The sequence below is a fragment of the Thiothrix fructosivorans genome (genome assembly GCF_017349355.1).
Lineage (GTDB): Bacteria > Pseudomonadota > Gammaproteobacteria > Thiotrichales > Thiotrichaceae > Thiothrix > Thiothrix fructosivorans.
This window is the reverse complement of sequence record NZ_JAFMPM010000006.1, coordinates 576,624-601,868: the sequence shown is the minus strand read 5'-3', so window position 1 is coordinate 601,868 and position 25,245 is coordinate 576,624. Positions and strand designations below refer to the sequence as shown.

At 46.4% G+C, this 25,245-nt stretch carries 20 protein-coding genes; 11 read left to right on the top strand and 9 right to left on the bottom strand.

Going from position 1 to position 25,245, the window contains the following annotated elements:
- Window positions 1-91: 91 nt before the first annotated feature.
- The 8 genes from J1836_RS06155 to J1836_RS06120 are packed head-to-tail and all read right to left on the bottom strand — an operon-like array spanning window position 92 to window position 10,504.
- Window positions 92-547, bottom strand: a complete 456-nt coding sequence (locus J1836_RS06155; RefSeq protein WP_207250209.1) for a hypothetical protein — start codon at window positions 545-547, stop codon at window positions 92-94.
- A 9-nt stretch (window positions 548-556) separates the two neighbouring features.
- Entirely contained in the window at window positions 557-2,689 is a 2,133-nt protein-coding gene (locus tag J1836_RS06150) for an AAA family ATPase (protein WP_207250208.1), read from the bottom strand.
- Window positions 2,690-2,692: 3 nt separating this feature from the next.
- Window positions 2,693-2,911: a hypothetical protein gene (locus J1836_RS06145; RefSeq protein ID WP_207250207.1), complete on the bottom strand. Its 219-nt coding sequence runs from the start codon at window positions 2,909-2,911 to the stop codon at window positions 2,693-2,695.
- The gene (locus J1836_RS06140; RefSeq protein ID WP_207250206.1) at window positions 2,908-4,998 is read right to left on the bottom strand and encodes a DEAD/DEAH box helicase family protein; all 2,091 of its coding nucleotides are present in this window, start codon (window positions 4,996-4,998) and stop codon (window positions 2,908-2,910) included. Before J1836_RS06140 ends, J1836_RS06145 begins: the two co-directional genes overlap by 4 nt.
- Before the next feature lie 36 nt (window positions 4,999-5,034).
- Complete coding sequence (locus J1836_RS06135) at window positions 5,035-5,862, bottom strand: phosphoadenosine phosphosulfate reductase family protein (RefSeq protein WP_207250205.1); 828 nt, start codon at window positions 5,860-5,862, stop codon at window positions 5,035-5,037.
- A gap of 3 nt (window positions 5,863-5,865) precedes the next feature.
- Window positions 5,866-9,345, bottom strand: a complete 3,480-nt coding sequence (locus J1836_RS06130; protein WP_207250204.1) for a hypothetical protein — start codon at window positions 9,343-9,345, stop codon at window positions 5,866-5,868.
- Window positions 9,342-10,277: a DUF4007 family protein gene (locus J1836_RS06125; protein ID WP_207250203.1), complete on the bottom strand. Its 936-nt coding sequence runs from the start codon at window positions 10,275-10,277 to the stop codon at window positions 9,342-9,344. Before J1836_RS06125 ends, J1836_RS06130 begins: the two co-directional genes overlap by 4 nt.
- Window positions 10,274-10,504, bottom strand: a complete 231-nt coding sequence (locus J1836_RS06120; RefSeq protein ID WP_207250202.1) for a hypothetical protein — start codon at window positions 10,502-10,504, stop codon at window positions 10,274-10,276. The genes J1836_RS06125 and J1836_RS06120 overlap by 4 nt, the downstream gene beginning before the upstream one ends.
- Window positions 10,505-10,653: 149 nt before the next feature.
- Between J1836_RS06120 and J1836_RS06115 the strand changes: the two genes are divergently transcribed.
- The 10 genes from J1836_RS06115 to J1836_RS06070 all read left to right on the top strand — a co-directional run bounded on the left by J1836_RS06115 (window position 10,654) and on the right by J1836_RS06070 (window position 24,662).
- Window positions 10,654-11,091: a phosphorothioated DNA-binding restriction endonuclease family protein gene (locus J1836_RS06115; RefSeq protein WP_504970735.1), complete on the top strand. Its 438-nt coding sequence runs from the start codon at window positions 10,654-10,656 to the stop codon at window positions 11,089-11,091.
- A 92-nt stretch (window positions 11,092-11,183) separates the two neighbouring features.
- Entirely contained in the window at window positions 11,184-11,417 is a 234-nt protein-coding gene (locus tag J1836_RS06110; RefSeq protein WP_207250200.1) for a DUF433 domain-containing protein, read from the top strand.
- A 329-nt stretch (window positions 11,418-11,746) separates the two neighbouring features.
- Complete coding sequence (pgi, locus tag J1836_RS06105; RefSeq protein ID WP_207250199.1) at window positions 11,747-13,405, top strand: glucose-6-phosphate isomerase; 1,659 nt, start codon at window positions 11,747-11,749, stop codon at window positions 13,403-13,405.
- Between the two features lie 54 nt (window positions 13,406-13,459).
- Entirely contained in the window at window positions 13,460-14,788 is a 1,329-nt protein-coding gene (gene glgC / locus J1836_RS06100; RefSeq protein WP_207251483.1) for a glucose-1-phosphate adenylyltransferase, read from the top strand.
- Window positions 14,770-16,491, top strand: a complete 1,722-nt coding sequence (locus J1836_RS06095) for a glycoside hydrolase family 57 protein (RefSeq protein WP_207250198.1) — start codon at window positions 14,770-14,772, stop codon at window positions 16,489-16,491. The genes glgC and J1836_RS06095 overlap by 19 nt, the downstream gene beginning before the upstream one ends.
- The gene (gene malQ, locus J1836_RS06090; RefSeq protein WP_207250197.1) at window positions 16,491-17,924 is read left to right on the top strand and encodes a 4-alpha-glucanotransferase; all 1,434 of its coding nucleotides are present in this window, start codon (window positions 16,491-16,493) and stop codon (window positions 17,922-17,924) included. The genes J1836_RS06095 and malQ overlap by 1 nt, the downstream gene beginning before the upstream one ends.
- On the top strand, window positions 17,872-20,040 hold the full coding sequence (glgB, locus tag J1836_RS06085) for a 1,4-alpha-glucan branching protein GlgB (RefSeq protein WP_207250196.1): 2,169 nt from the start codon (window positions 17,872-17,874) through the stop codon (window positions 20,038-20,040). Before malQ ends, glgB begins: the two co-directional genes overlap by 53 nt.
- Window positions 20,040-21,509, top strand: coding sequence for a glycogen synthase GlgA (glgA, locus tag J1836_RS06080; RefSeq protein ID WP_207250195.1), 1,470 nt, complete (start codon window positions 20,040-20,042; stop codon window positions 21,507-21,509). The genes glgB and glgA overlap by 1 nt, the downstream gene beginning before the upstream one ends.
- The gene (locus J1836_RS06075) at window positions 21,506-24,007 is read left to right on the top strand and encodes a glycogen/starch/alpha-glucan phosphorylase (protein WP_207250194.1); all 2,502 of its coding nucleotides are present in this window, start codon (window positions 21,506-21,508) and stop codon (window positions 24,005-24,007) included. Before glgA ends, J1836_RS06075 begins: the two co-directional genes overlap by 4 nt.
- An 82-nt stretch (window positions 24,008-24,089) precedes the next feature.
- Window positions 24,090-24,662 (top strand): acyl carrier protein phosphodiesterase, encoded by a 573-nt coding sequence (locus tag J1836_RS06070; protein ID WP_207250193.1) that lies wholly within the window; start codon window positions 24,090-24,092, stop codon window positions 24,660-24,662.
- A gap of 12 nt (window positions 24,663-24,674) precedes the next feature.
- On the opposite strand, the gene J1836_RS06065 is transcribed toward J1836_RS06070, so the two are convergent.
- Window positions 24,675-25,049: a hypothetical protein gene (locus J1836_RS06065; RefSeq protein WP_207250192.1), complete on the bottom strand. Its 375-nt coding sequence runs from the start codon at window positions 25,047-25,049 to the stop codon at window positions 24,675-24,677.
- Here J1836_RS06065 and J1836_RS06060 point away from each other — a divergent pair.
- Entirely contained in the window at window positions 24,973-25,197 is a 225-nt protein-coding gene (locus J1836_RS06060) for a zinc ribbon domain-containing protein (RefSeq protein ID WP_307792573.1), read from the top strand. The two genes, J1836_RS06065 and J1836_RS06060, sit on opposite strands and share 77 nt — an antisense overlap.
- Window positions 25,198-25,245 lie beyond the last annotated feature (48 nt).

The window sequence follows — 25,245 nt, the reverse complement described above, 5'->3', positions numbered from 1 at the left end:
AAAATTCGTTACCAAATGAGCCTGTGATATATGAAAGTAAAAAAAACCACCCACATACTTAAAATTTATTCCATGCAGGTGATGTTCTCCCTTAAAATTTTCCATTGATATATTTTTTCGTAATAGACTCAACCTCTTCTAATACTGACCATAGTGGTCTATTGTCTTCATCTTTTAAAATTTGAATAAGATGAGGCATTCCTGCGTTTGCCAACCCTGAACAATAATCAAATACATACTTTGCATCACTAAGTTTAGATATGTCTTTTGTTAGACCTAAAAAGCTTATTTGCATCAGACTAATTCTATTATCATCTGTACTCAGGATATGCGCAGCGGTTGCATTATATGTATCAGTTTCTTTTTCTGGCAATAGTTTTTTATTTACAGCAAAAAGAAAAGCAACGAACCAAAAGTCGATTTGCCTTTCAAAAGGACAAAACTCTATTGTGTCCGTTGTTTTATTAGAACGGCAGTGTTTTATTACTGAATCCCTATATTTGTTAGGAATTTCAATATTAAATGAGGCAAATGGATTTTCTTTCATGATTTTACTCTAATATTGTTCAATATTCTTTCTTTCGCAAATAAAACATGTTTGGCGATGATTGCATTCACAACGTATAACTCTAGCATCATTAACATTTGGTTTGTTTGCTAACATTTTAGGATAATGTGCTGGATTTGTTAATGTGTAGACTAGCCCTGCTTTTTTATCAAGTATATTTTCCACACCTTGAATTTCATCATGAGTTAAAAATAGTATAATCTGTGACCCCTCTTCGAGCATTTTTCGCAATACTGCTTGCTTTACATATCCTGACATCATTCCCAATGGTGTATCTATAATATTAGGTGCAACAACTTTGCTAACTTTAGTAAGAGCTAAAATAAAGGCTAGTGTGATAGCTCGTCTTGATGCACCATTTAAATCTTGATCTGGATTTAACATATGTCCATGTGAGCCATAAACAATAATATCAAACTCACTTGTCAATTCTGCTTTTGTAATTAGAGTTAAATCATTTGCATTTGGATCAGATCCAATCATATCCAAGAAAATCCGATTCATCTCCATACTTACTTTCTTTAACTCATCATGACGAAGTGCATCAAAAACAGAGTCAAACAAACTCTGGCAGATACGTGCTAGTTTTAGTTTATCAGCAGAATGATCCGTTTTATTAAGTTTCTTTTCCATTCTTCCACGGGTGATTTCAAGATCTGATTTTCTTTCACTAGCTGCTCTAATTTTCTCTGTCAATATAGAAAACTCAGACTCGTGTCCTCTCAGCTTTTTTAGATTTTCCTTTTCTAAAGCTTTATACTCCTGGAGGTTTGAATCCTTCATTTTTGATATTTCATTCTGCTTTTCTTTTAATTCTTGTTCAAACTTGGATATATCCGTATTGCGCTCAAAATAATTCCTGCTTAATGAATTATATTTTTCCAGCCAATTGTTAACATTGTTTGCATCAAAATATTTACTTCTAACATTATAATATAGACTAGAGATTACCTCTTGTCTTGCATCTGAATCACGACTATTCTCAATAGCCTCAAGAATTTTTCTTCTATGAGCTTTTCCTATGTCAGTATTATTTCGCAAATCCTCACCACAAAAACATATTTCCTGACTTAACAATTCCTCTAAAATGGGAATATTTACCTTCGGCAACTGTTTCTTATCATTCATTTCGTTCAGGATTTTTAATCCATCACGTGCAACTTCGGCAATCATGGATTCAGCTAAATCATTGTTTCTAAAAAGAGACGCCACATCTTTTAATGCTCTAGAAGCCGAATCAGTATTTCGGGAAATATTTACCTCACATTTCTTTACTTCTTCTAGTAGTTTACTTTTATCTCCAAGCTTTAATATTTCTTCGATACTACTTTTAATAGATAATGATTCTTTTTCGCCTAACTTTATTAGGTCTGATAATTCAATCTGCTTGTTTTCCCATTCAATAATATCCTCTGTATAGCCATCAATTTTATCATTTACTTCCTGAAGTTCTTTTCCATAATCAGTGTCATCTATCTGAGAGCTGAACTTGCTTGCTACTTGATTGATGTGACGTTTAGTTTTTTCTAATAATTCTAGCCCAAGCAAAGCTTCAATAGCATCTTTTACTCTACGCCGTTTAACACCTTGTGTTGCAGCAGCCTCTATAAATGACATAGCACTATCGCCATCGGTAAAGTAAACATCTTTTAGTGCTTCTGGTATACTATTTTCAATTATGGAGTTGATACGATTTTGTTGAACAGGATTAGTCCCATCAGCAGTTATCTCAAGTAATACTAACTGTTCATTTTCTCGAATAAATGCTCCATTTAACAGTTTTTCGGAACAACTTCTATACAAGCGATAATGGCAGTTTTCTATTCTTTGATTCCCTTTACCAGTTGGAATCACTTGCTCATTTTCAAAATCAATTTCGACAGAAATTTCTATACTTTTACATTGTCCAAGAGAATCAGAAGGATAAAGAGGATATTTGCCTTTGCTAGGAAGTGCTTTTGATCCAAAAAATCCCCAAATGAGTGCAGTTTCAATAGTGGTTTTGCCCGTTTCATTTGCTGCCCGAATAACAGTTAGGGGTTTGTCATTACTAACTGAAAAATCTAAATTTAAATTTTTGAGAAGCCGAAAATTTTTAAAGCCTGCCCTAATTAACTTCATTTCTCAATTCCTAATATCTTGCAATATGGTTGTTGCCTTAGTGATTTCACCACTTATATCGTCGATCATCTTTTGATTACTGATTGATTCAACGCTTGATTCAATCATATAAATTTTCTTACATAAATCGGCAATATATTTTCTTTGATCTTGATTAACGTCTTCAATCAAACTTGACTTATTGTCTATAAGTTCAGATATTTTTTTGTAGCTGATGCTCATTGTATTGCTATCCTATCTAAGATCATTTTTAAGATGTCCATACTACCGTGTGGCTCTAGTCCATTAATACTCAAGTTATTAAAGAACTTTATTCTTTGATATTCACCCTTCATTAAATTTTTGAAATCTATATCTATATTCCTATCAAAAGATGCTGGGATCACCAAGAAATCATGAATAATTGCTTTAGTCTTATTGGTTGATTTCGATTTTCTTAATACTCGCCCAAGTCTTTGAGTCCATTGACGAATCACTGTATTGTTAGCAAGTAAATATGCCGTTTCTGTTTGTGGAATATTAAACCCTTCATCGAGTACCCGTTTAGAAGTCAATACACTTAACTTCCCTGAGTCAAAAGCATTTATCAAAGCTGAGAGTTTTTTCTTGTTTATTGTTTCTTCAGATGTAATTTGATGAAAACTAACATTTCTTTGATTTAAAAGCTTATTAACTGACTTTAACTGCTCAGGATCTTTATCTGTACAGAAAATCAATGATCTATTCAAATCACCATTTTTAATAGGCAATATTCCAGCCAAAGCCACCACTTTTCCATTTGCGCTTTCAATTATTCGCCGACGTTTTAAACAGAGTATTTTCCACTTCTCTTTTTCTTTTGAACTATCTGGGAAATCTGCCGCATAACTTAATTTTTTAATTTGTTGTGTTAGATTAACCCACTCATCCTCTTCATCCTCTTCCAAAATCACTTGGTGTACATGATATTCATATGGAACTAGACAAACACCTATTGCATCTTGTAAGGTAAATTCAAATACAACCTCACCAAAATAATCCAGTAAGAATTTAGTACCTGCCTCATCAAATTGCCGCTCAAATGTAGCAGATAAGCCTAATCTATATTTAAAAATATCTTTAGCCGATTTCTGGAAACCAATACTACCAAGATTATGAACCTCATCTCCAATCAGCATTAAAGGTATATTTGTACTAGCTTTTTCTAAAAGCTTTAAAATTTTTTCAGACTTTATTGCATCATGTGTTAAAATAACAACACTGCATTTAAATAATCCAATCTTTATATTGCGAATAATATCATTTAGTCGTTGACCAAGAGAAGATGATATGATTTCCTGAGTATTTAATGGCTCAACTCCAAAAACTCTAACATCATCAACCCATTGCTGTACTAGTGCAACAGTTGGCACAGTAATTATGACAAAAAGCCGATTTTCCTTTGCACAAACTAATGACGCTGCGATTAATGAAGTTAATGTCTTCCCCCCACCTGTAGCAATTGATAATATTCCTCTCCCCAAATTATTGTTCCATGCTTCTACTGCTTTGCCTTGATGTGAAAAATCACCTGATGTGTAATTTAGCCAATCTGGTATTTTCAAACCACTGGGCTTAGCATCTTCTTCATTTAAACTGTCTGATAAATCCTTAATTAATTTCTCTCTATTCTTATTATCTTTGTTTATTTTTTTTAATTGTGATATGGTTGCATCGTTTAATAAAACCGTCGTTATATTAGGATACAATCCACTCCATATTTTATTAAATGTAGTTTGGATTTTTTCAGTAACCATGCTTGAGTCACTATCATTCCATTCCTTGCTAACTGCTATTTGTTCAAAGTTATCTGATAATCCAGATGCTGTTACATTGCTAGAACCATGAACAGCTACTAAGCCTCTATTTGTCTCAAATATCCAACATTTTGTGTGAAACATTCCTTTATTCTGTAAGGCAACTCTCATTTCAAGTTTTTTTGAAATGATTAAGTAGCTTAAAACTTGAGTGGTTTTATTTCTAAGATTCTCCTCAGTAGGCTTTATATCAGGAAGCAATAAAGGAAGTAAATTTTTTTCTGAGCTAACCGCATCCTTTAAAACATCAAGATCATTCTCCGAAAAGTTAGGGCTAGCAATAAATCTTAATTTTGCACTATCCGACTTTAAAAAATAGCTTAGGGATATTGCTAATTCTCTTAATGATCCGCTTGAGAAATACCCTGTCATACAATCTACTTTCTCGGCTTCACACATAATTGGATAAAAAACCTCTTTATCCAAGCTATGCTCAGATAAAAAATAAAATGGTTTTATATCATCTAAATTCATTTATTCAGCAAGCCAATTAAGTAAAAACTACACATTTTATAATGCACAAATAGCACAAGCCTGATCTTCAGGGTCATCGTCTTCTTGATTTTTCAAAGCATCTTGCCATTTTATTGTGTGGACACCTTTAGCATTACGATTAGCTGTTCGTGTTCCCTCTGTTCGTTCAGCGTGGGCAACTACTTCTTCAAGCGTCTTACCTTGTACCCATGTATAACCTTGCCCTGACTCTTTTTCAATACGAACAGCTTCTGCAAATAGATCAGGATGTTCACGCTTTAACCCCAACCATTCATCTTGTCGTTGAAAGAAGCAAAAGTAACAACCTGAACGACTACGCCACCGATAATATTCTGGAATGCCTACAGTGTTTTCTAAAATGCGGAAAATGTCTGCTCGAATCAATCCATCTTCTATAAAAGGAAAGACTGCTTTAATATTTTCTTTCTGGCTAACATAACCTTCTCGATTCTCGTCTGCTCGAATACCAATGTAAGTTACAACCGGATCAGTACCAACGAATCTTTCAAATGGCTTAATTTTCATCATTGAGGTACACCAACGCTGTCGAGGCGATGGTAAATAGTTATTATGTATTTTTAACCAGTGTTCAAAATCCCGCTCTGGACTCAAACGTTTAATTTCTTTTCCAAGATAAGCCTCTAATTTGTCCAAGAAATCATAAACCTCTTGAAGTTCAGCACCTGTATCTGTAAAAAAATATTCTACTTTTTCATGAAGGCTAGGATAGTTATCTCGAAGGTGAATTGCTAAGGCAGCACTATCTTTTCCACCGGACAAGCCTAAAACATGGCGAGTGCCATCAAGTTGAGAGGCTTCTTGTACAGTTAAGTGTTTAGTCATACCTTACCTCTTTAGCCGTAAAACAGGACGTTGCACAATCACATTCTGCTTAGAAATGTCTGTTGTCTGATAATCACGCAAGAAATCATCCACTAATTCAGCTAATACTGCAAGTTGTAATTCTTTATCAGCACCGGATAGTTGATTATTTAATCGGCTTTTTAGCTCATCTGTGGCTTCTCGCTGCATTTTACTAATTGCAACAGGCTGCTGACGCTCTTTGCCGCCTTTTTTTATTGATTTCAACAAGATGACATCAAACTCATCTTGGCTGTTTTGCCTTTTTTGGTCATGAATGCGCAAAGCCTCAAGATCAAGCATACGCCGAGAATATTCATTCAAGCGCATATCTGCTTGCGCCTTATCACCATCTAGCCACTTTTCCGGTGACTTCTTGCCAATGAACATTAAGATACTGATAAACCAATCATTATCATCTTTTTCCGTATTCGTCAGACGATTGATGAATGCTTTCAAACCATCGGTATCGACTGTGTACGCATCAAGTCCTAAGTAACGACCTGTGACACGTCGCATCTCAGGGATCGTTGCATCAGGCTTGAGCCGTAGAGCTTGCGCTAAGAAACCTTGTTGCTGCTCCAGCATTTTAGAGTAAGCATGTTTCAATGCACTCAACGTATCTTTGAGCGTATCAACATAGCCATCAAACTTGCTTTGTTGATCAGGGCGAGTATCAAATCCTAACGCTTGTGGAATGCCCTCAAATAACAATTGCTCAGGTGATTTTGCCAGATGGAAAGCATTACGGAATGCCTTAGCTTGCTCAGAAAGATCGCTAGTTCTTTGTGTGTACTCATTGAGTCCGCCCACAAACGTAGCCAATGGCTTTATTGCTTGTACTACTGTCCGTTCTTTGCCATCGCTGAACAATGCCGTCACATATTGTTTGAAGATCGAAGCACGGATACCCTCAACCCTGAACAACTGCACCTTGAACAGTTCCGGTGTTTTAACAAAGCGTTCTAATACTTCTTTTGAAAGCGTTGGTACATAGCACCCCTCTTCATACAAAGCGAGTTCATCCTGATGGACAAGGTAAGCCGTCAAGTACAACACGGGCAAAACGCCCTGTTTCAAGCCGTAAGGTGTTCTGGTCAGTTCGTTATTGAGGTCACTAAAAGCCCTAGCTTGCTGATCGGTGGAATCCAAAAATTCCTCAATCGCCGCCCACGTTCTATGCAAGCTGCTACCGCTAGGGGGAGAGCGAAAAGCCCATTGTCCTTGTTCATTCTGTTGATGAACGCCCGTTGCATGAAGTAAAGCAAGGTACATTGCCTTTTCAGGTGGGAATTTCTCAATACCTAAATATTCTTGATCTGAGTTAAACAACATCATCTCAAGCAAGCGGTTACGCCCCGCTGCGGCTTGGCTCGATGGCTTATCACGGTTGATCAACTCATTCTTAATTTCAGGCATATAGCAATAGAGCTTGCCCAAAACATCGGATAAGGTACTTTGGAAAGCCTGTTTGCTCGCAATAGGTAATGGTTTTTGCTGCCAAAACCAATGGCTACGCTGTGGCTGTTCCAACAGTAAGTAGACTTGAGCCTCTTCTGCTTTCAATGCCAATTGGTAATAGTCACGAAATTCACGTTGAGCCACCGGGTCAGAATGTAACTCTTGGGATTTGTTTTGGACGGCTTCCAATGCCAACACATCAGCAACCGCATCACGCAACGTTGCCGCATGAGGATAATTCACCAACACATCTAACGGTGATGCGTTAGCTACCACTCGTTTAGTGAATGTATCCTCATCTTGCCGATCTTCCGCAAGGTAGAAGACAATTCTAGGTGTGCTTGCACTTTCGCCCAACTTACCCAATGAACCCGCATCAATGAAGGCAGTGGTGAAATATTGCATCGAGCCTTTTTGAATGGAGAATTTACGCGCCACAATCGGCATATCACCATGTTGCTTGCTTAAGCGTTCTGCCAAACTGAAGACACCGAGCTTGCCACGTTCTTCTTGTAAACGTGCCTCAAGATCAAAATCGCTACCTTGCCAAACGCGGTATTCGTTGTTGTATTTACGAAGCTGTAGCACAGCTCGTTTTTGCAAAATATCTAATGCAGCTTCTACAGCAGGCGAATCCTTCAAGCATACTGCCAAAATATCTTTAGAGGCTTTTAATCCTGCTTGTGCGCCAATGAGATTCAGCAAGCCTACGGTTTTCAATATCTTCACTGCATCAGAATTATCATCACCCAAGCGTTCTAATGCTGTCACCACCTCAGCCCAACGCCGATGCGTCAGATGATCAACAACCGCAGCCGGTTGATTACTGATGAAGTAATCGTAAATTTCCCACGGATAAATCCAATCACCCAATTGCTCTAAACGCTTGAGACTGTCTTGAAAACCAAACGCCTCATGACTCCCCAAATAGTTAAACAAGGTGCGTTCATTTTGGGCTATTTTTTGGCATAGCAACGGCAACAACAAAGCACTAACCGGATGTAGCGGGTAACATTGCTGGAATAATTGACTGGCAGAAGACTGATTCAATGCACTAGGTAGAGCGTTGGTATCAGCTAACATTACCGCTAGTTGATCAGCCTGAATTGCAATATTTTTAGGTAGCTTTTTCGGTTGCTCAATAGCTTTGCCGACAATTCGCAAGGTTTGTTCTGCCGATTCCAAAAAAGGAATGACCTCAAAACGTCCTTGTACTTTTGCCCATTCGTTTTGTTGAGTCCGCCCTAGTCCTCGTGCGTATTGTTCAAAGGATTGATGCAACAGTACGAAAATAGACAGAATTGCACCATCTTCCCGTTCACATCCTTTGTAGGCATGTTCTGCCAAGGCTTGTAACAAATAAATATCATTGGTTTCAGGATGACGAGCTTCGTACTCAAGAAATTTACCTAATTCATCAATGACGATCAGTAAACCCTCACCTTTTTCAGTCGCAATAGCTTCTTGCAATTGGCTGATAACATCAATGATCTGAGTGGCAGTAACAATACTCTGCAAGGTCAAGTGTTTTATTTGTTCAAGTACTAACGGAAATTTACGTTGCTTCCTCGAAAAAAATGCAGTTGCTCCATCAAGCAAGGCTGTACTTAATCGTTGACTTAATGGTTCAGGACTACCGGTTAAGAATACACGGCAATGTTCTTGAGGAATCCCATCAACATTACAAAATTTTCCAAAAATGTCCTGATCATTCTCTTCTAAAATGTCTTGCGCTAGAATCGTTGCAGGATCATTTCTAGCACCTAGTAAATGAGACAAGAATACAGCGAATGAAGATTTTCCTGAACCGTAAGGCCCCATTAATGTCCATGCACGCGGCATACTTCCAATCTTTTCGATGGTTTCACCGATTCTATCTAAAGTATCTAATGCGCGGGTTGTAGGAATATATGCCTTTACAACATCGACAGAATCAGCATCACGCTCAAGATTAATAGAGCGCGTGTAATTAGTATTTACTTGTATCTTTTCAACCAAGCTCATGCTGCTGCCTCATACAAATTATTTTGTGCGTAGTATTGTTTCAAGTACATCATAGGATCAATGTTGATGTCCTGTGTTTTGTAGAGCCGATTAATACCTGCCGTTTCTCTGAAATCGAATACATTATTTTTGCGCTGCTTCAATTGCTCTAATTTGAACAGAAAAGCGTTCTCGGTTAGGCAAAAAACTGCACCTGGCGCAGGATAATCGCTTTTTCCATACATCAAATCCTCAATAGCTAAAGAGGTTTGCTTAGTCTCATTAAAAAGAGAAGCAACTGCATAAGCCACTATTTCAATAGGTAGATGATCCTGCTCCCCAATCTGTACCTTGTGAGTTTTGCCATCAGGTAACAGAGAAAGCAGTTTGAGTGTCGTAAACGGTGCATCCAGAAATTCATCGGACACTTGCTTTGTCTTGCTAGGACGAGCATCCGAATACATCCGCAAAGTGACAACAGCATCGTTCTTCAGGGTATTTTTAGAGTATTTTCCACTTGCCTGTTGTTTCAAAAAATCTGCCAAGGCTTCGGTTGCCTCCGCTGTCGTGAACTCAGGCTTGTGGTAACGATTGAATAACCAATAGGAGCAGGTCGCCACTTCGGGGTTACTTGCCATCTGCCAATGAAGTAACCAAATAGTTGCCTCATCTTCCAGATACGGGTCACACCCTGTTTTTTCATCAAAAATGAAATCACCTAACGGAGTGGCTCTATAGCCATCTTCAAATTTTTCAAGGATTTGTGCTGCGTGCGCCCAATAGCGAATGGCATTTACCATATTCTTACCAACGCCCAGCCTGACCGTTGCATCATCAGCATCAAAAACGCGAGCATCATTCTTCACTTCTTGATAGGCTTTCGTTAGCCAGCTATAGCGCAGTGAAAATGTTTCATGCCTGCCAAAAACAACTCTTTTAGGATTAAATTTCATACAGATATTCGCTCGCCATTTACTTTTTCTTCTGGAATGACGGGTGCAGCTAGTGATAACGTAAGCTGTTGCTTGCCTTTGAGGAAAGACTCAACATTTGCCAAAAACCAGCTTTTCAAACTGACGTTATTTATCATAAGCTGTTCATATAATTCTTGTTTTGTCTCTGGATTTATTTCAATGACAATTCTGCCACTCACACCTCTTGCCATACTATTTTGCTCCATTGGCACTATGTCACATAACACGTTTAGTGTAACATTACACAGGTGACAGTAATATTCAAATTAGCTGTTTTTTTAACAGAAAATAAACCTTAAAAAGTGAAGCTAATGATTCCACAAAGATTTCTCAACTACGTTTCCGACATGAATACATGGTATGCCGATGGACGACGCGAACCACAAAAGCCACTTCTACTATTGCTAGCATTAGACGGGTACAAGCCGGAAAACCCCGCCTAATGGCTTTCGATGAAATCGAGGAAAAGCTGCAACAAATCATTGAAGACTTCGGTCCCAATCGTCCACCTCATCCAGAATACCCTTTTTGGCACTTACACTCAGAAAAAATCTGGGAAATTCCGCAAAGTCACACTGTCCCCACCACAAAATCCGGCAGTGCCAGCAGAAAATACCTTCGCGACCACAAAATACAAGGTGGCTTTAGCATGGAAGCATTTGACTTGCTCACCGCTGATCCTGAACTGCTGGAACAGGCGGCAATGATCTTGCTAGACGACAACTATCCCGCCTCAATCCACCAAGACGTGTTGGATGGCGTGGGGCTGGAAATAGACGTGACTTCGACTTAAGCCTAGCCCTTGGCACACATCAACCACTTTAGCGTATACTCACATTGCTGTTCTTCAAAGGCGAAAACACAAATGATCAGGTGGGTTATAACATGACAGCAGAAAGTTTACTGAGCAGGATCACAGTCGAATCCGGTAAGTGTGGTGGTCGCCCTTGTATCCGAGGGTTGCGTATCCGTGTGCAGGATGTTCTCGGAATGTTGGCAGAGGGGATGGCAAACAACGAGATCCTCGAAGATTATCCCTATTTGGAACAAGCTGACATCCGCGCCGTACTGATGTATGCCGCTCGCCAATTTGACCACCCCGTGTTAAAGGCTGCCTGATGCGTTTTATCGTTGGAGAAAGCTGGACATTGTAGTTACTGCCACAATGTCTTACCCTAAAAACACAACTCTCCCCTTGACCGTTTGGCTAGGTCAAATGCTCTTGGGGCAACAAGCCGCTTTCGGGCGGCTTTGTCATTCAGATTCAAGCCACTTCCCAGATAATCCCCGTTATTGAATAAAATTTCATTGCCTGTTCATCCCGTTTCGCGGAAAATCTTGTGTAGCATTCACAACAAAAAACGTGCGTTATATCAAGGCAGCACACCAGTTATCCGGCATAGAATTTGCACAACAACACCTGCCGGTTACGCGAATAAGGAGACAACATGGACACCACCACGGTAAACCTAGCGAACGTGGCTAGCCCCGCCCCGCTGCATTGCGCCATCAGTGTGGCGTTGCGACAGCATTATCAAGCGCTTAGCAGCGTTCACATGCGTGAGCTATTCGCCGCTGATCCGCAACGTTTTGAACGCTTTTCCCTGCAAGTCGGCGATATTCTGCTCGACTATTCCAAAAACCGTATTACCGCTGAAACCCTGCAACTGCTCACCCAACTCGCCGAAGTCGCCGACGTAGCAGGTTGGCGCGACCGCCTCTTTAACGGTGAGAAAATCAATAACACCGAAGACCGAGCCGTCTTGCACACCGCCTTGCGCAATCAAAGCAATACCCCTGTGCTGGTCGATGGCGCAGATGTTATGCCTGCCGTCAACGCCGTCATTGCGCAAATGGGCGTGTTTGCCGAACGGGTACGCAGCGGCACGTGGACAGGCTACACTGGCAAACCGATCGTGGATGTGGTCAATGTCGGCATCGGCGGCTCAGATTTAGGGCCGCACATGGTCTATCAAGCCTTGAAAGACTATCGCCATGCCCGCTTGAACATGCACTACGTTTCCAACGTCGATGGCGCACACATCAAAGAAAAGCTCGAAACGCTTGACCCTGCAACCACCCTGTTTATCGTTGCCTCCAAAACCTTTACCACCCAAGAAACCATGACCAACGCGGATTATGCGCGGGAATGGTTCTTGCAACACGCAGAAGATGCAGCGCATATCGCCCAGCATTTCGTGGCGGTTTCCACTAACCGTGACGCGGTGGTGGCGTTCGGAATTGACCCTGACAATATGTTCGGCTTCTGGGATTGGGTGGGCGGGCGTTACTCGCTGTGGTCAGCGATTGGGCTTTCCATCGTGCTCGCTGTCGGTGCAGATAACTTCAAAGCCTTGCTGAGCGGCGCACACGCAATGGATACGCATTTCCGCACTGCACCGTTTGAGCGCAATATGCCGGTAATCCTCGCGCTATTGGGCGTGTGGTACAGCAACTTTTTTGGCGCGGAATCGCACGCGGTGTTGCCTTACGACCATTACTTGCGCAGCTTACCGCTGTACTTACAGCAAGCCGATATGGAAAGTAATGGCAAATCGGTAGACCGTGACGGCAACACCGTCGATTACAACACGGGACCAATCATCTGGGGCACGAGTGGCATTAACGGGCAACACGCGTTTTACCAATTGCTGCACCAAGGCACACGCCTCATTCCGGCGGATTTCATTGTGTCGGTCACGGAGCAAAACAGCTTGCCGGAACAGCATGACATCCTCATGGCAAATTTCTTGGCACAAACCGAAGCCTTAATGCACGGGCGCACCCTCGACGAAACCCTCAGCAGCGGTGTGACCGCACCACACGCCCCCAAAGTGTTTGCAGGCAATCACCCCAGCAATGCCTTGCTCTTGGATGCGCTCACTCCACACAGTTTAGGAATGCTGATTGCTCTCTACGAACACAAGATTTTCGTGCAAGGCATTATCTGGAACTTGAACTCCTACGACCAATGGGGGGTGGAATTGGGCAAACAACTTGCCAAACGCATCCTGCCCGAATTGACCGCCACCAGCACCGTGAACACCCACGATGCGTCCACCAATGGCTTGATTAACCACTACCGTCAGCGCCGCCCGACCCGCTGAGTATTTTTTAAAAATAACATGAGCTTCACCCACTCGCGTGAAGAGGAAGAAAGCATGACATTGGATAGAAATCAACAGGCTAAACTGTATCGCTATTACACAGAGCCGAAGATGGTCACGGAATTGACCCGTAAAACCCTCGCCTTGGTATTGGCTGGCGGCGAAGGTTCTCGTCTGAAAGACCTCACCATGTGGCGGGCAAAACCTGCCGTCCCCTTTGGAGGCAAATACCGCATTATCGACTTCGCGCTGTCGAATTGCGTGAATTCGGGTATCCGCCGTGTGGGGGTGCTGACGCAATACAAATCGCATTCCATGATCCGCCACCTGCAACGCGCTTGGGGCTTTATGCGGGCAGAAATAGGCGAATTCGTGGAAATTCTCCCCGCACAACAACGCACCAGCAAAAAGGAATGGTATCAAGGCACGGCAGATGCGCTGTTTCAGAATATCGACATCGTGCAGCGCCATGACCCTGACTACGTGTTAGTGCTGGGTGGCGACCATATTTACACGATGGATTATGCCAAAATGCTCATGCACCACCACGCGACTGGCGCGGATTTCACGGTGGGCTGCATCGAAGTTCCCGTGGAAGAAGCCAAAGAATTTGGGGTCATGTCGATAGACAGCGACACGCGCATTACCAAATTCATGGAAAAGCCTGCACACCCCGAAGAAATTCCCGACAAACCGGGCATGGCACTCGCGTCGATGGGTATTTACATTTTCTCGCGGGATTTCCTCTACAAAGTGCTCTACGAAGACGCGGCAAAACTGCATTCCTCGCGTGATTTCGGCAAAGACATTATTCCCTCGAATATCCACACCTCCAAAGCGGTAGCGTACCCGTTCCGCAAAAATAACGGCGAACCGGGCTACTGGCGTGACGTGGGAACGGTGCATTCCTACTGGCAAGCCAATATGGAACTGTGTGCGGTAGAGCCAGAACTGAATTTGTATGACCGCGATTGGCCAGTGTGGACGTACCAAGCGCAATACCCACCCGCGAAATTCGTGTTCGACGATGAGGGCTGCCGTGGGGAAGCGATTGACTCGCTGATTTCGGCAGGCTGCATCCTTTCCGGTGCACGGGTAAAACGTTCAATGGTGTTTTTTGCTACCACCATTGGGAAATACAGCCATATTCGCGATTGTGTGATCCTGCCCAAAGTCAGCATTGGTGAACACTGTCGGATTACCAAAGCCATTATCGACAAAGGCACGGTCATACCAAACGGTATGATTATCGGCGAAGACCTCGAACTCGACCGTAAACGCTTCCACGTCAGCCCTGAAGGCATTGTGCTGGTCACGGCGGAGATGATGGGGCAAAAACTTCACTCAGGCGATAGGGATATGTTATGGCGAATGGCCAGTTAAATGTTGTGCTGTGCTGGCACATGCACCAGCCGTGGTATCGCAATGGGTTAGACGGTGAATACCGTTTGCCGTGGGTTTACCTGCATGGCATTAAAGATTACAGCGACATGGCGGCACATCTGGAAAAACAGAACCGGATGCGTTGCGTGGTCAACTTTGCGCCGGTCTTGCTGGAGCAAATCGACGATTACGCCCAGCAATTAAGCAGCTTCTTGCATAACGGTAAACCGATGCAAGATAAGTTGTTGAACCTATTGGCAGGTGTTGCCCCCGTACCGCTTGATAAAGTGGCGCGGGCTGAATTGATTGCGGAATGCCAGCGTTGCCATGCGCCGACCATGATTCACCCGCACCCGACGTTCCAGCGCTTATTTAAAATGATTGGGGCAACCGATGAAACAGGTGTGGGCAGCAAGCGCTTCCGTTGCTCGCTGGCGCATTTAAGCGACCAGTACTTCTTAGACTTGCTGACGTGGTATCACTTGGCGTGGCTGGGGCAATCGTTGCAAGAGCTGCCCATCGTGCAGCGCTTATTGCAACAAGGCAGCGAATTCAGCTTAACTGATCGGCGTGACTTGTTGAGTGTGATCTGCGATTGTTTGAGCGGCTTGATCCCACGTTATCGCAAGTTGGCAGAATCGGGGCGGGTGGAGTTGTCGATGACCCCGTACATGCACCCGATTGTGCCGCTGTTGAACAACTTCCAGAACTTACGCTGTTCCTTGCCGGATGCGCCTGTACCGCAAACTACTGTGTATCCAGATGGCGAAGCGCGTTCCCGTTGGCATTTACAAAAAGGTATCGATGTATTCCAGCATTATTTTGGGATAAAACCGCAAGGCGTGTGGCTCTCCGAAGGTGGCATCAGCGAAGACGCGGTGCAATTGCTGGATGAGCTGGGTATCCGCTGGACGGCTTCTGGCGAAGGTGTGTGGCGCAACAGTTGCCGCTTGTCCGGTTACGACGGCGAAGACGAACACAGCAAACGCAGCTTGTTCATGCCGTATCAGCAACCCGATAGCAATGTACGTTTGTTCTTCCGTGATGATGGCTTGTCGGATTTGATCGGCTTTAAGTACAGCGATTGGCACGCTCGCGATGCAGTAGCCGATTTTGTGCAACATCTGGAAAACATTGCGGTATTCCTCAACCACAACGCCCCCAACCAAGTCGTACCAATCATTTTGGATGGCGAAAATGCGTGGGAATATTACCCAAAAAACGGCGCGTATTTCCTCGATGCGCTGTACGCCGCACTCAGCCATTCCGACCAAATCAAGATGGTGACGTTTGCGCAAGCCAGCAACTTGCCAACGCGCACCTTGCCTGCGATTTGTGCGGGCAGTTGGGTGTATGGCTCATTCTCAACGTGGATTGGGTGTACCGATAAGAATCGTGGTTGGGATTATCTGGCGGCGGCAAAAGTGACTTTTGATGATGTCATGGCAGCAGGGACGTTGGATACGCAGCAGCAAGAACTGGTCAGTCGCCAGTTAGGCATTTGTGAAGGCTCGGACTGGTTCTGGTGGTTCGGTGATTACAATCCGGCAGATAGCGTGCGCGATTTCGAGCACCTGTTCCGCCAGCAATTACGCAAGCTGTATGAAATGTTGGGTGTCATTGCGCCCACGTATTTGGATAAACCGATGTCACAAGGTGGCGCGTCCGCTGAAAATGCTGGCACGATGCGTAGGAATACCTGATGGGCATACACAATATCGGACGGGCGGCTGGCGTATTGTTGCACCCAACGTCCTTGCCAAGTGGCAAGCTGGATGCGGATGCGTACCGCTGGGTCGATTGGCTGGCGGAAGCAGGCTTTAAGGTCTGGCAAATGTTGCCACTGGGTGTGCCGTTGGCAGGGCTTTCGCCGTATCAATGCGCGTCTGCGTTTGCCGTAAACCCTAATTTATTTTCTTTGCCCCCTTCACCCCTTGCGGGGGAAGGGTTGGGGATGGAGGGAACTGCGCAGCAGCCCTGTACTTTCGATGCGTGGTACGACAACCAAAAACATTGGGTCGAAGACTACGCCCTGTTTATGGTGCTCAAACAGCAATATCAGGGGCAGGAATGGAGCGAATGGTCAGAACCCTTACGCCTGCGTGACCCCAAAACCCTGTTTGCGGCACGCGGCGAACACGCCGAAGCTTTGGCAGCCATTATCCACGAGCAATACGACTGCTGGCTGCAATGGCAAGCCTTACGCACTTATGCCACGGCACGCGGTGTAGCACTCTTCGGCGACATGCCCATCTTCGTCGCTTACGACAGCGCGGACGTGTGGGCGCACCCCGAACGTTTCTTACTGAATGAAAACGGCGCCCCCACGTTTGTCACGGGTGTTCCCCCCGACTACTTCTCCGAAACGGGGCAGCGTTGGGGCAATCCGCACTACGACTGGGCATACATGCAGACGGAAAACTTCCAGTGGTGGCAACAGCGTCTTGCCTATCACTTTGAATTTTTCGATTTGGTACGTTTGGATCACTTCCGGGGGCTAGAAGCAAGCTGGATGATTCCATCAACCGAACCAACTGCTATCAACGGTTATTGGCAGAAAGTGGCAGGTGATGCCATGCTGGAAAGCCTGCAAGCGAGCATGGGTAATATTCCGCTGGTTGCCGAAGATTTGGGCGTGATTACCCCAGAAGTGACGGCATTGCGCGACAAATACGGTCTACCCGGCATGAGTGTATTGCAATTCGGCTTTGATCACTTTGACGATAACCCGCACAAACCGCACAATGTACGCGAGAACACCGTGTATTACACGGGAACACACGATAACGATACCTTACAGGGTTGGTTTACCAGCTTAAGTGAGGAAGCACAGCAACACGTTTTGTGGGTGTTAGGCATTCAGGATGCCGCGCAGGTGACGGATGCGATGCTCGACACCATTTTCGATAGCCGCGCCTTGCTTGCCATCATTCCCCTGCAAGACTTGTTGCATCTGGGCAGCGCTGCTCGTATGAATATTCCCGGCACGGTCGACAACAATTGGCTGTGGCGCTTCGACTGGTCAGACATACCGGATACTCTGGCATCACAATTGCATGAAAAACTACAGGGACACCAGCGAAATGAACGAGAACTTACGTCGGATACAACAAGGCACACATCACGACCCGTTTGATTGGCTGGGATGGCATCCGCTACCGGATGGCAACTGGGTGCTGCGTACTTTCATGCCTGCCGCTGAAGCGGTTAACGTCGTCGGGCATGGACTGATGACACGCCTAGAAGGTACTGATTGTTTTGAAGCGAGGCTACCCTCTCCGACTGACACTGCTCCCTCGCACCCCGCCCTAAGCTGGCAGGACAAACAATCGGGCAACTGGCACGATGCCGTCTGTCCCTACACGTTTGCTGCACAGGTGGGCGACCTTGACCTGCATCTCCTCGGGCAAGGTCGCCATCACCACGCGTGGAAAGTACTCGGTTCACACGCCAGCAGCGTCGATGGTATCGCAGGCACGTTGTTTGCGGTCTGGGCTCCGGCGGTCAAACGCGTTAGCGTGATCGGCGATTTCAATGCGTGGGATGGTCGTTGTCACCCAATGCGCGTGCGCGGCGATTCTGGTGTGTGGGAAATTTTTATCCCCGGCATTGCAGTCGGTACGTCTTACAAATACGAAATCCTCAATCGACACGATGCCATCGTGGTCAAAACCGACCCGTATGCACAGCAAATGTTCATGCGCCCTGAAACCACGTCCCGCGTTCCCAACGATGTCCCGCATCCTTGGCAAGATAGCGCATGGATTGCTGCGCGTGAACAGTTTGATTGGCAACATCAACCGATGAGCGTGTACGAATTGCACCCCGGTTCATGGCGCAAACACCCCGACGAGCGTTTCTATTCGTGGGCAGAATTAGCCGCCACGCTGATTCCCTACGTCACTGATTTGAATTACACCCATATCGAATTAATGCCCGTCGCGGAACACCCGTTGGATGAATCGTGGGGTTATCAAGTCTCTGGCTACTACGCGCCTACCGCCCGTTACGGTACGCCAGATGATTTCCGCGCTTTCGTGGATGCCTGCCACGTCGCAGGCATTGGCGTATTGCTGGATTGGGTACCGGCGCATTTTCCCAAAGATGATTTTGCGCTGGCAAAATTCACGGGCGAACCGCTCTACGAACACGCAGATCCGCGCCGGGGTGAACATCAGGATTGGGGTACGCTGATTTTCGATTTCGGGCGCAATGAGGTGAAAAACTTTCTGATTTCCAATGCGCTGTATTGGATTGATGAATTCCACATTGACGGGCTGCGGGTGGATGCGGTGGCTTCAATGCTGTATTTGGACTATTCGCGCAAAGCGGGCGAATGGTTGCCAAACCAGTACGGTGGGCGCGAAAACATTGAGGCGATTGCGTTCCTGCGTGAAATGAATACCGTGGTGCATGGCTATTTCCCCGGCGTATTAACGATTGCGGAAGAATCCACCTCATGGCCTGCGGTATCGCGCCCCGTGGAAATCGGCGGCTTGGGTTTCAGCATGAAATGGAACATGGGTTGGATGAACGACAACCTCAAGTACATTGAGCAAAACCCCATCCACCGCAAATACCACCACAACTTGCTGACCTTCAGCCAAATGTACGCTTACGCGGAAAACTTTGTGCTGCCACTCTCGCATGACGAAGTGGTGCATTTGAAGCACAGTATGCTGGATAAAATGCCGGGGGATTACTGGCAAGCCTTCGCCAACTTGCGGCTGTTTTACGCGTGGCATTACGCGCACCCCGGTAAAAAGCTGCTGTTTATGGGCAGTGAATTCGGGCAGTGGGCAGAATGGAACGTGAAAAAAGAACTGGATTGGGCGCTGTGCAGCTTTCCAGCACACGATAGCATTCGCCATTTGCTGCGCGATTTGAACGGCTTGTATCGGCAAGAAGCGGCGTTGCATCACTACGATTTTGACGGACGCGGCTTCCAGTGGATTGATTGCCACGATTCGGATCAGTCGATTCTCAGCCTGATTCGCCACGGCGAAAACCCTGACGATAAGTTGATTATATTGCTAAACTTTACGCCTGTGCCGCGGTATGACTACCGCATTGGCGTACCCGCTGCGACCAATTACTGCGAAGTGCTGAATACCGATTCGAGCTATTACGGCGGCAGCAATTGTGGCAATGCGGGCATGATTCCGGTGCAAAATCACGCGTGGATGGGCTTTGAACATTCCGTCACGGTTACTCTGCCGCCTCTCGCGGCGCTGTTTTTACGGGCTTGTTGATGAAATTATTGTTTGTGACCAGTGAAGCCTACCCCTTGGTGAAAACCGGCGGATTGGGTGATGTCGCGTATAGCTTGCCAGTGGCATTGCAACGGGCGGATGTGGATGTGCGCCTGTTACTGCCCGGCTACCGCGAGTTATTGCGTAAGTTACGCAGCGTGCAAATCCTCGGCTGGCTGGAATTGCAAGGCGCGGGGCAAGTACACACAGTGCGTATTCTGCAAAGCCAGCACCCTGATTACCCGTTCCCGCTGTGGATTGTGGATTGCCCGGCGCTGTTTGATCGCCCCGGCAACCCGTATTTGCAACCGAATGGCTATGATTGGGCGGATAATGCCGAACGTTTCACGGTATTTTCCCGCGCTGCCGCCGAATTGGCGCGGGATGCGCTAGGGATTGGCTGGACACCGGATGTGGTACACGCGCACGACTGGCAAACCGGCTTAGTGCCTGCGTTTCTGGATATGTTGCCGCAACGCCCACAGCGCGTGTTCACCATTCACAATATGGCTTACGGCGGGCATTTTTCGCAAGCCGATTTCGTGAATCTGCACCTACCGAGCTACTGGTGGTCAGCGGAAGGGGCGGAATTCTACGGCGGCTTTTCGATGCTGAAAGCGGGTATCGTGTATTCGGATGTGGTAACGACGGTTAGCCCGACGTATGCACGCGAAATTTGTACCCCCGCGTTTGGCTACGGCATGGATGGCTTGCTGCAATCGCGCAGTTACAAGTTGCACGGCATTCTTAATGGCGTGGATAACGACGTGTGGAATCCGGCAACAGACCCGCAATTGCCCGCACATTACTCTGCCGACGCTATCCAGCCGGGTAAAAGCCAGAACAAAGCGGCCTTGCTGCAACGTTTTGGGGTGAAAAATCCGGCTGAACACCTGCCATTCCCGTTATTGGGCATGGTCAGCCGTTTGGTAGAACAAAAAGGCGTAGATTTAATCATCAACGCCATCCCCAGTTTGCTGGCAAGTACCGACGCCCGTTTCGTACTGATCGGCGCTGGGCATGGCTATTTTGAGCAACGTTTGCGGGAATTGGCAGCGCAACACCCTGAACGCGTGTTCGTGTTCATCGGCTATGACGAGCAACTCGCGCATTTGCTGGAAGCGGGGGCGGATATGTTTTTGATGCCGTCACGCTTTGAGCCGTGCGGGCTAAACCAGATGTACAGCTTGCGCTATGGCACGCCACCGCTTGTGCTGCATACCGGTGGGCTGGCAGATACGGTGGTGGATACGTCCGCCGTGAATCTGGAGCAGGGCATTGCGGATGGTTTTGTGTTCCATGAACCGCTGACCAGTGCGCTGAAGGGTACGATCTTGCGAGCCATTGATTACTTTTACCAGCCAACTGTCTGGCAACACATCCAGACAACTGGCATGAAACATGCTTTCGGATGGGATAACAGCGCCGCCGCCTATTTGGCGTTATACAAGAAAGGAGCCTCACAGTGACAGAACAGTTTTCACACCACATCCCTTATGTACCCGTACCGCTCGATCCGCTCCCAAATGATGCGGAAGCCTTGGGCAATGATTTTCAGCGTTACCTCTCGTACCATCTGGGACGCTTTCAGGGGTGTCCATCGGTTTATTTATATCAAGCACTGGCTTACACCTTGCGGGATCGTTTGATGGTGGATTGGCGCGGGACGTGGGGCGATTACCTGCAACCGGGTCGCCGCCGTGCTTACTACATGTCGCTGGAATTTTTGATTGGGCGTTCACTCGGCAATAACTTGCTGAACCTCGATATTGGTGAACCGACCAAAACAGCATTGCTAAACTATTGCACCGATCTGGAAGAAGTGTCCGAGCAAGAACCGGATGCGGGTTTAGGTAACGGTGGCTTAGGGCGCTTAGCAGCGTGTTTTATGGACAGTTGTGCCACGCTGCGTTTACCGGTAGTAGGTTACGGGATTCGCTACGAATACGGCATGTTCCGCCAACACATTGAAAACGGCTACCAGATCGAAGACCCTGACCATTGGCTGCGTGACCCAAATCCGTGGGAATTGGAACGTGCCGAATACAGTCAGAAGGTGCAATTTGGCGGTTATACCGAACATTTCCTTGACCACAGTGGCAAGCAACGCGTGCGTTGGGTCGGGACCAATGACGTACTCGCCGTACCGTTTGACATGCCGATTTCCGGCTATAAAAACGGCACCGTGAACACCTTGCGCTTGTGGAAAGCCACCGCGACGGATGAATTCAACCTCGACGAATTCAATGCAGGCAGTTATACCGAAGCGGTCGAAGCCAAGAACCACGCCGAACACATTTCGATGGTGCTCTACCCCAACGACAGCAGCGAAAACGGTAAGGAATTGCGCTTACGTCAGCAATATTTCCTCGCCTCTGCCAGCTTGAAAGACGCGATCCGCTTGTGGGAACGTCAGGGCAATCGTGATTACAGTCAGTTTGCTGCCGAACACGTTTTCCAAATGAACGATACGCACCCGACCATTGCGGTCGCGGAATTAATGCGTATATTGATGGATGACAAAGGCTTGGGTTGGGATGATGCTTGGGCGATTACGTCCAACTGCATGGCGTACACCAACCACACTTTGCTGCCGGAAGCGCTGGAACGCTGGGCAGTGCATTTATTTGCCAAACTGTTGCCACGCTTGCTGGAAATTATCTACGAAATCAATGCACGTTTCTTGCGCCAAGTGGCAATGAAATGGCCAGGCGATACCGAACGCCAACGCCGCATGTCGATCATCGAAGAAGGTAGTTCGCAACAAGTACGCATGGCATGGCTAGCGATTGTGGGCAGTTTCTCGGTGAATGGCGTGGCAGCGTTGCATTCGCAATTGCTGGTGGATGGCTTGTTCCACGATTTCTACCAGCTCTGGCCGGACAAATTCAACAATAAAACCAATGGTGTCACCCCACGGCGTTGGGTGGCTCATGCCAACCCTGGCATGACGGCGTTGATCAGTGAACACATTGGCGACGGCTGGATTCGCGATTTAAGCCAGTTGGAAAAACTCAAGCCGTTGGCAGGGCCGGAATACACCGCGTTTCATGCGCAATGGCGTGAGGTGAAATACGCCAACAAGCAACGTTTGGCGGCTTTGGTGAAGAAAGAATGCGGGGTCGATTTCAACCCGAATGCCCTGTTCGATGTGCAAGTGAAACGGATTCACGAATACAAACGCCAATTACTGAACCTGCTGCATGTGGTGCATTTGTATCGCCGTATCAAACTCGGCAAGCTGGATCATTGGGCAGACCGTTGCGTATTGATCGGCGGGAAAGCCGCCCCCGGTTACGCAATGGCAAAGCGCATTATCAAGCTAATCAACAGCGTGGCGGAAGTGGTCAATAACGACCCTGATGTGGATGGGCGTTTGAAAGTCGCCTTCATCCCCAACTATCGGGTGTCGAGCATGGAAATCATTGCGCCCGCCGCGAATTTATCCGAACAAATTTCTACCGCAGGCAAGGAAGCGTCTGGCACGGGCAATATGAAGTTCATGATGAACGGCGCATTGACCATCGGCACGTATGACGGTGCGAATATCGAAATTTTGGAAGCCGTGGGCGAACCTAACTTCTTCCTGTTCGGCTTGCGGGCGGATGATGTGGATGAATTACGCCATTGCTACCATCCGTGGCATTACGTGGAACAGGATGAGGATTTGCGCGGGGTAATTGAGCTGATCCGCAGCGGTCACTTCAACATGACCGAACCGGGCATTTTCGACATGGTGTTGGATGCGCTGCTCAGTAGCAACGACCCGTGGATGACGCTGGCGGATTTCCGCAGCTACGTGAATGCGCAAGAACATGTCGCGGTAGCCTGGCAAGATCAGGAACATTGGACGCGCATGAGTATTCTGAATACGGCAAGCAGCGGGTTCTTCTCCACTGACCGCACGATGGCGGAATATAACCGCGATATTTGGAAGCTGAAGCCGGGGAATGGCAACGGGGATTAAGCCATCCCACGCAGATGTTGCATCTTGGTAGGGGCGAAAAATTTTTCGCCCCTACGTCGTTTTAGCAGGGAAACTCTGATAAATGAATTGGTTAGCACACTTACACATAGCCAGCGTAGTCGATGCGGATCGAACAGGCAGTTTATTACCCGACATTGTGAATCCCAGCAACCTCGCCCTATTCACACCCGCACAACAACACGCGATTAAGCTGCATCAAGCCATTGACCATTTCACCGATCGTCACCCGGTCGTGCAACGCAGTAAAACCTATATTTCACCGCCCTACACACGCTTTGCGGGCGTGTTAGTCGATATTTTTTACGATTATTGCTTGAGTTATCATTGGCATAACTATACGCAACAACCGTTAGATGCGTTTATTCGGGATATTCACAACGAGCTGAAGCGACAAATACCCGAACTGCCAAGCAGCGGGCAAAATGTCGTGCAACGGATGATCGAGCAGCAATGGTTGAATACCTATTCCACCCATGAAGGCATTCAGCAAAGTCTGGGCAGGATTGCACAGCGTATGAAAAGACCGGTTGAACTAGCTGCTGCGGTGGAATTGTTGCAGCAACACGAAACGGCATTCATGCTAGATTTTCAAGAATTTTATCCTGCACTCTTGAGACACATTCGAGAGCAGTAAAGATTATTACGATTACTGATAATCCACATCGGCAAAGTACCGAAACGGGTTAGTCACACGAATACTATCCTTGTCATACGGCTTATCCAACGTGGCGACAATTTGCGTCGCCCGCTTAGGCTTAAGGCGTTCAGTGAAATAACGCAGCGAAGGCGAAATGCCAGCATCGCTGTATGTCACTTCAATCAATTCTTCCAGCACACCATCCTGCAAAATGGCGAAATCCACCTCATGCCCTTCTTTATCGCGTATGTAGCAGAGTGCGCAGCGATAACCGCAACTGGAATACAAAGCCGATAGGCGGGGTGCGGTGGTCGTGGTGGCTGATCGGTTTTTTGCCTCCAGTAAGACGTGTTCTGCTTCTGGCTGTGGGCATAAAGTGGACAAGTTGCCGCTGTCGGTACGTGAATGGACTTGCCCCGTTTGCGGTACTATCCATGACCGTGACATCAACGCCGCCAAGAATTTGCAAGAATACGCCGTGAGTTCCACGGTGTCTGCCTGCGGAGGGTGCGACCTGATGCCTCTTAAGTGATTGTTTCATTTGTCAAAAGCAAAAGAGAAACCTGGTGTTTCGCCACCA

Bases quoted from the DNA above. Each gene is read 5' to 3' on its own strand.
- J1836_RS06155 (WP_207250209.1), bottom strand. From the start codon at position 547: ATGAAAGAAAATCCATTTGCCTCATTTAATATTGAAATTCCTAACAAA.
- J1836_RS06150 (WP_207250208.1), bottom strand. From the start codon at position 2,689: ATGAAGTTAATTAGGGCAGGCTTTAAAAATTTTCGGCTTCTCAAAAAT.
- malQ (WP_207250197.1), top strand. From the start codon at position 16,491: ATGGGCATACACAATATCGGACGGGCGGCTGGCGTATTGTTGCACCCA.
- glgC (WP_207251483.1), top strand. From the start codon at position 13,460: ATGACATTGGATAGAAATCAACAGGCTAAACTGTATCGCTATTACACA.
- pgi (WP_207250199.1), top strand. From the start codon at position 11,747: ATGGACACCACCACGGTAAACCTAGCGAACGTGGCTAGCCCCGCCCCG.
- J1836_RS06115 (WP_504970735.1), top strand. From the start codon at position 10,654: ATGGTATGCCGATGGACGACGCGAACCACAAAAGCCACTTCTACTATT.
- J1836_RS06145 (WP_207250207.1), bottom strand. From the start codon at position 2,911: ATGAGCATCAGCTACAAAAAAATATCTGAACTTATAGACAATAAGTCA.
- J1836_RS06110 (WP_207250200.1), top strand. From the start codon at position 11,184: ATGACAGCAGAAAGTTTACTGAGCAGGATCACAGTCGAATCCGGTAAG.
- J1836_RS06070 (WP_207250193.1), top strand. From the start codon at position 24,090: ATGAATTGGTTAGCACACTTACACATAGCCAGCGTAGTCGATGCGGAT.
- J1836_RS06140 (WP_207250206.1), bottom strand. From the start codon at position 4,998: ATGAATTTAGATGATATAAAACCATTTTATTTTTTATCTGAGCATAGC.
- J1836_RS06120 (WP_207250202.1), bottom strand. From the start codon at position 10,504: ATGGAGCAAAATAGTATGGCAAGAGGTGTGAGTGGCAGAATTGTCATT.
- J1836_RS06130 (WP_207250204.1), bottom strand. From the start codon at position 9,345: ATGAGCTTGGTTGAAAAGATACAAGTAAATACTAATTACACGCGCTCT.
- J1836_RS06135 (WP_207250205.1), bottom strand. From the start codon at position 5,862: ATGACTAAACACTTAACTGTACAAGAAGCCTCTCAACTTGATGGCACT.
- J1836_RS06125 (WP_207250203.1), bottom strand. From the start codon at position 10,277: ATGAAATTTAATCCTAAAAGAGTTGTTTTTGGCAGGCATGAAACATTT.
- glgB (WP_207250196.1), top strand. From the start codon at position 17,872: ATGAACGAGAACTTACGTCGGATACAACAAGGCACACATCACGACCCG.
- glgA (WP_207250195.1), top strand. From the start codon at position 20,040: ATGAAATTATTGTTTGTGACCAGTGAAGCCTACCCCTTGGTGAAAACC.
- J1836_RS06095 (WP_207250198.1), top strand. From the start codon at position 14,770: ATGGCGAATGGCCAGTTAAATGTTGTGCTGTGCTGGCACATGCACCAG.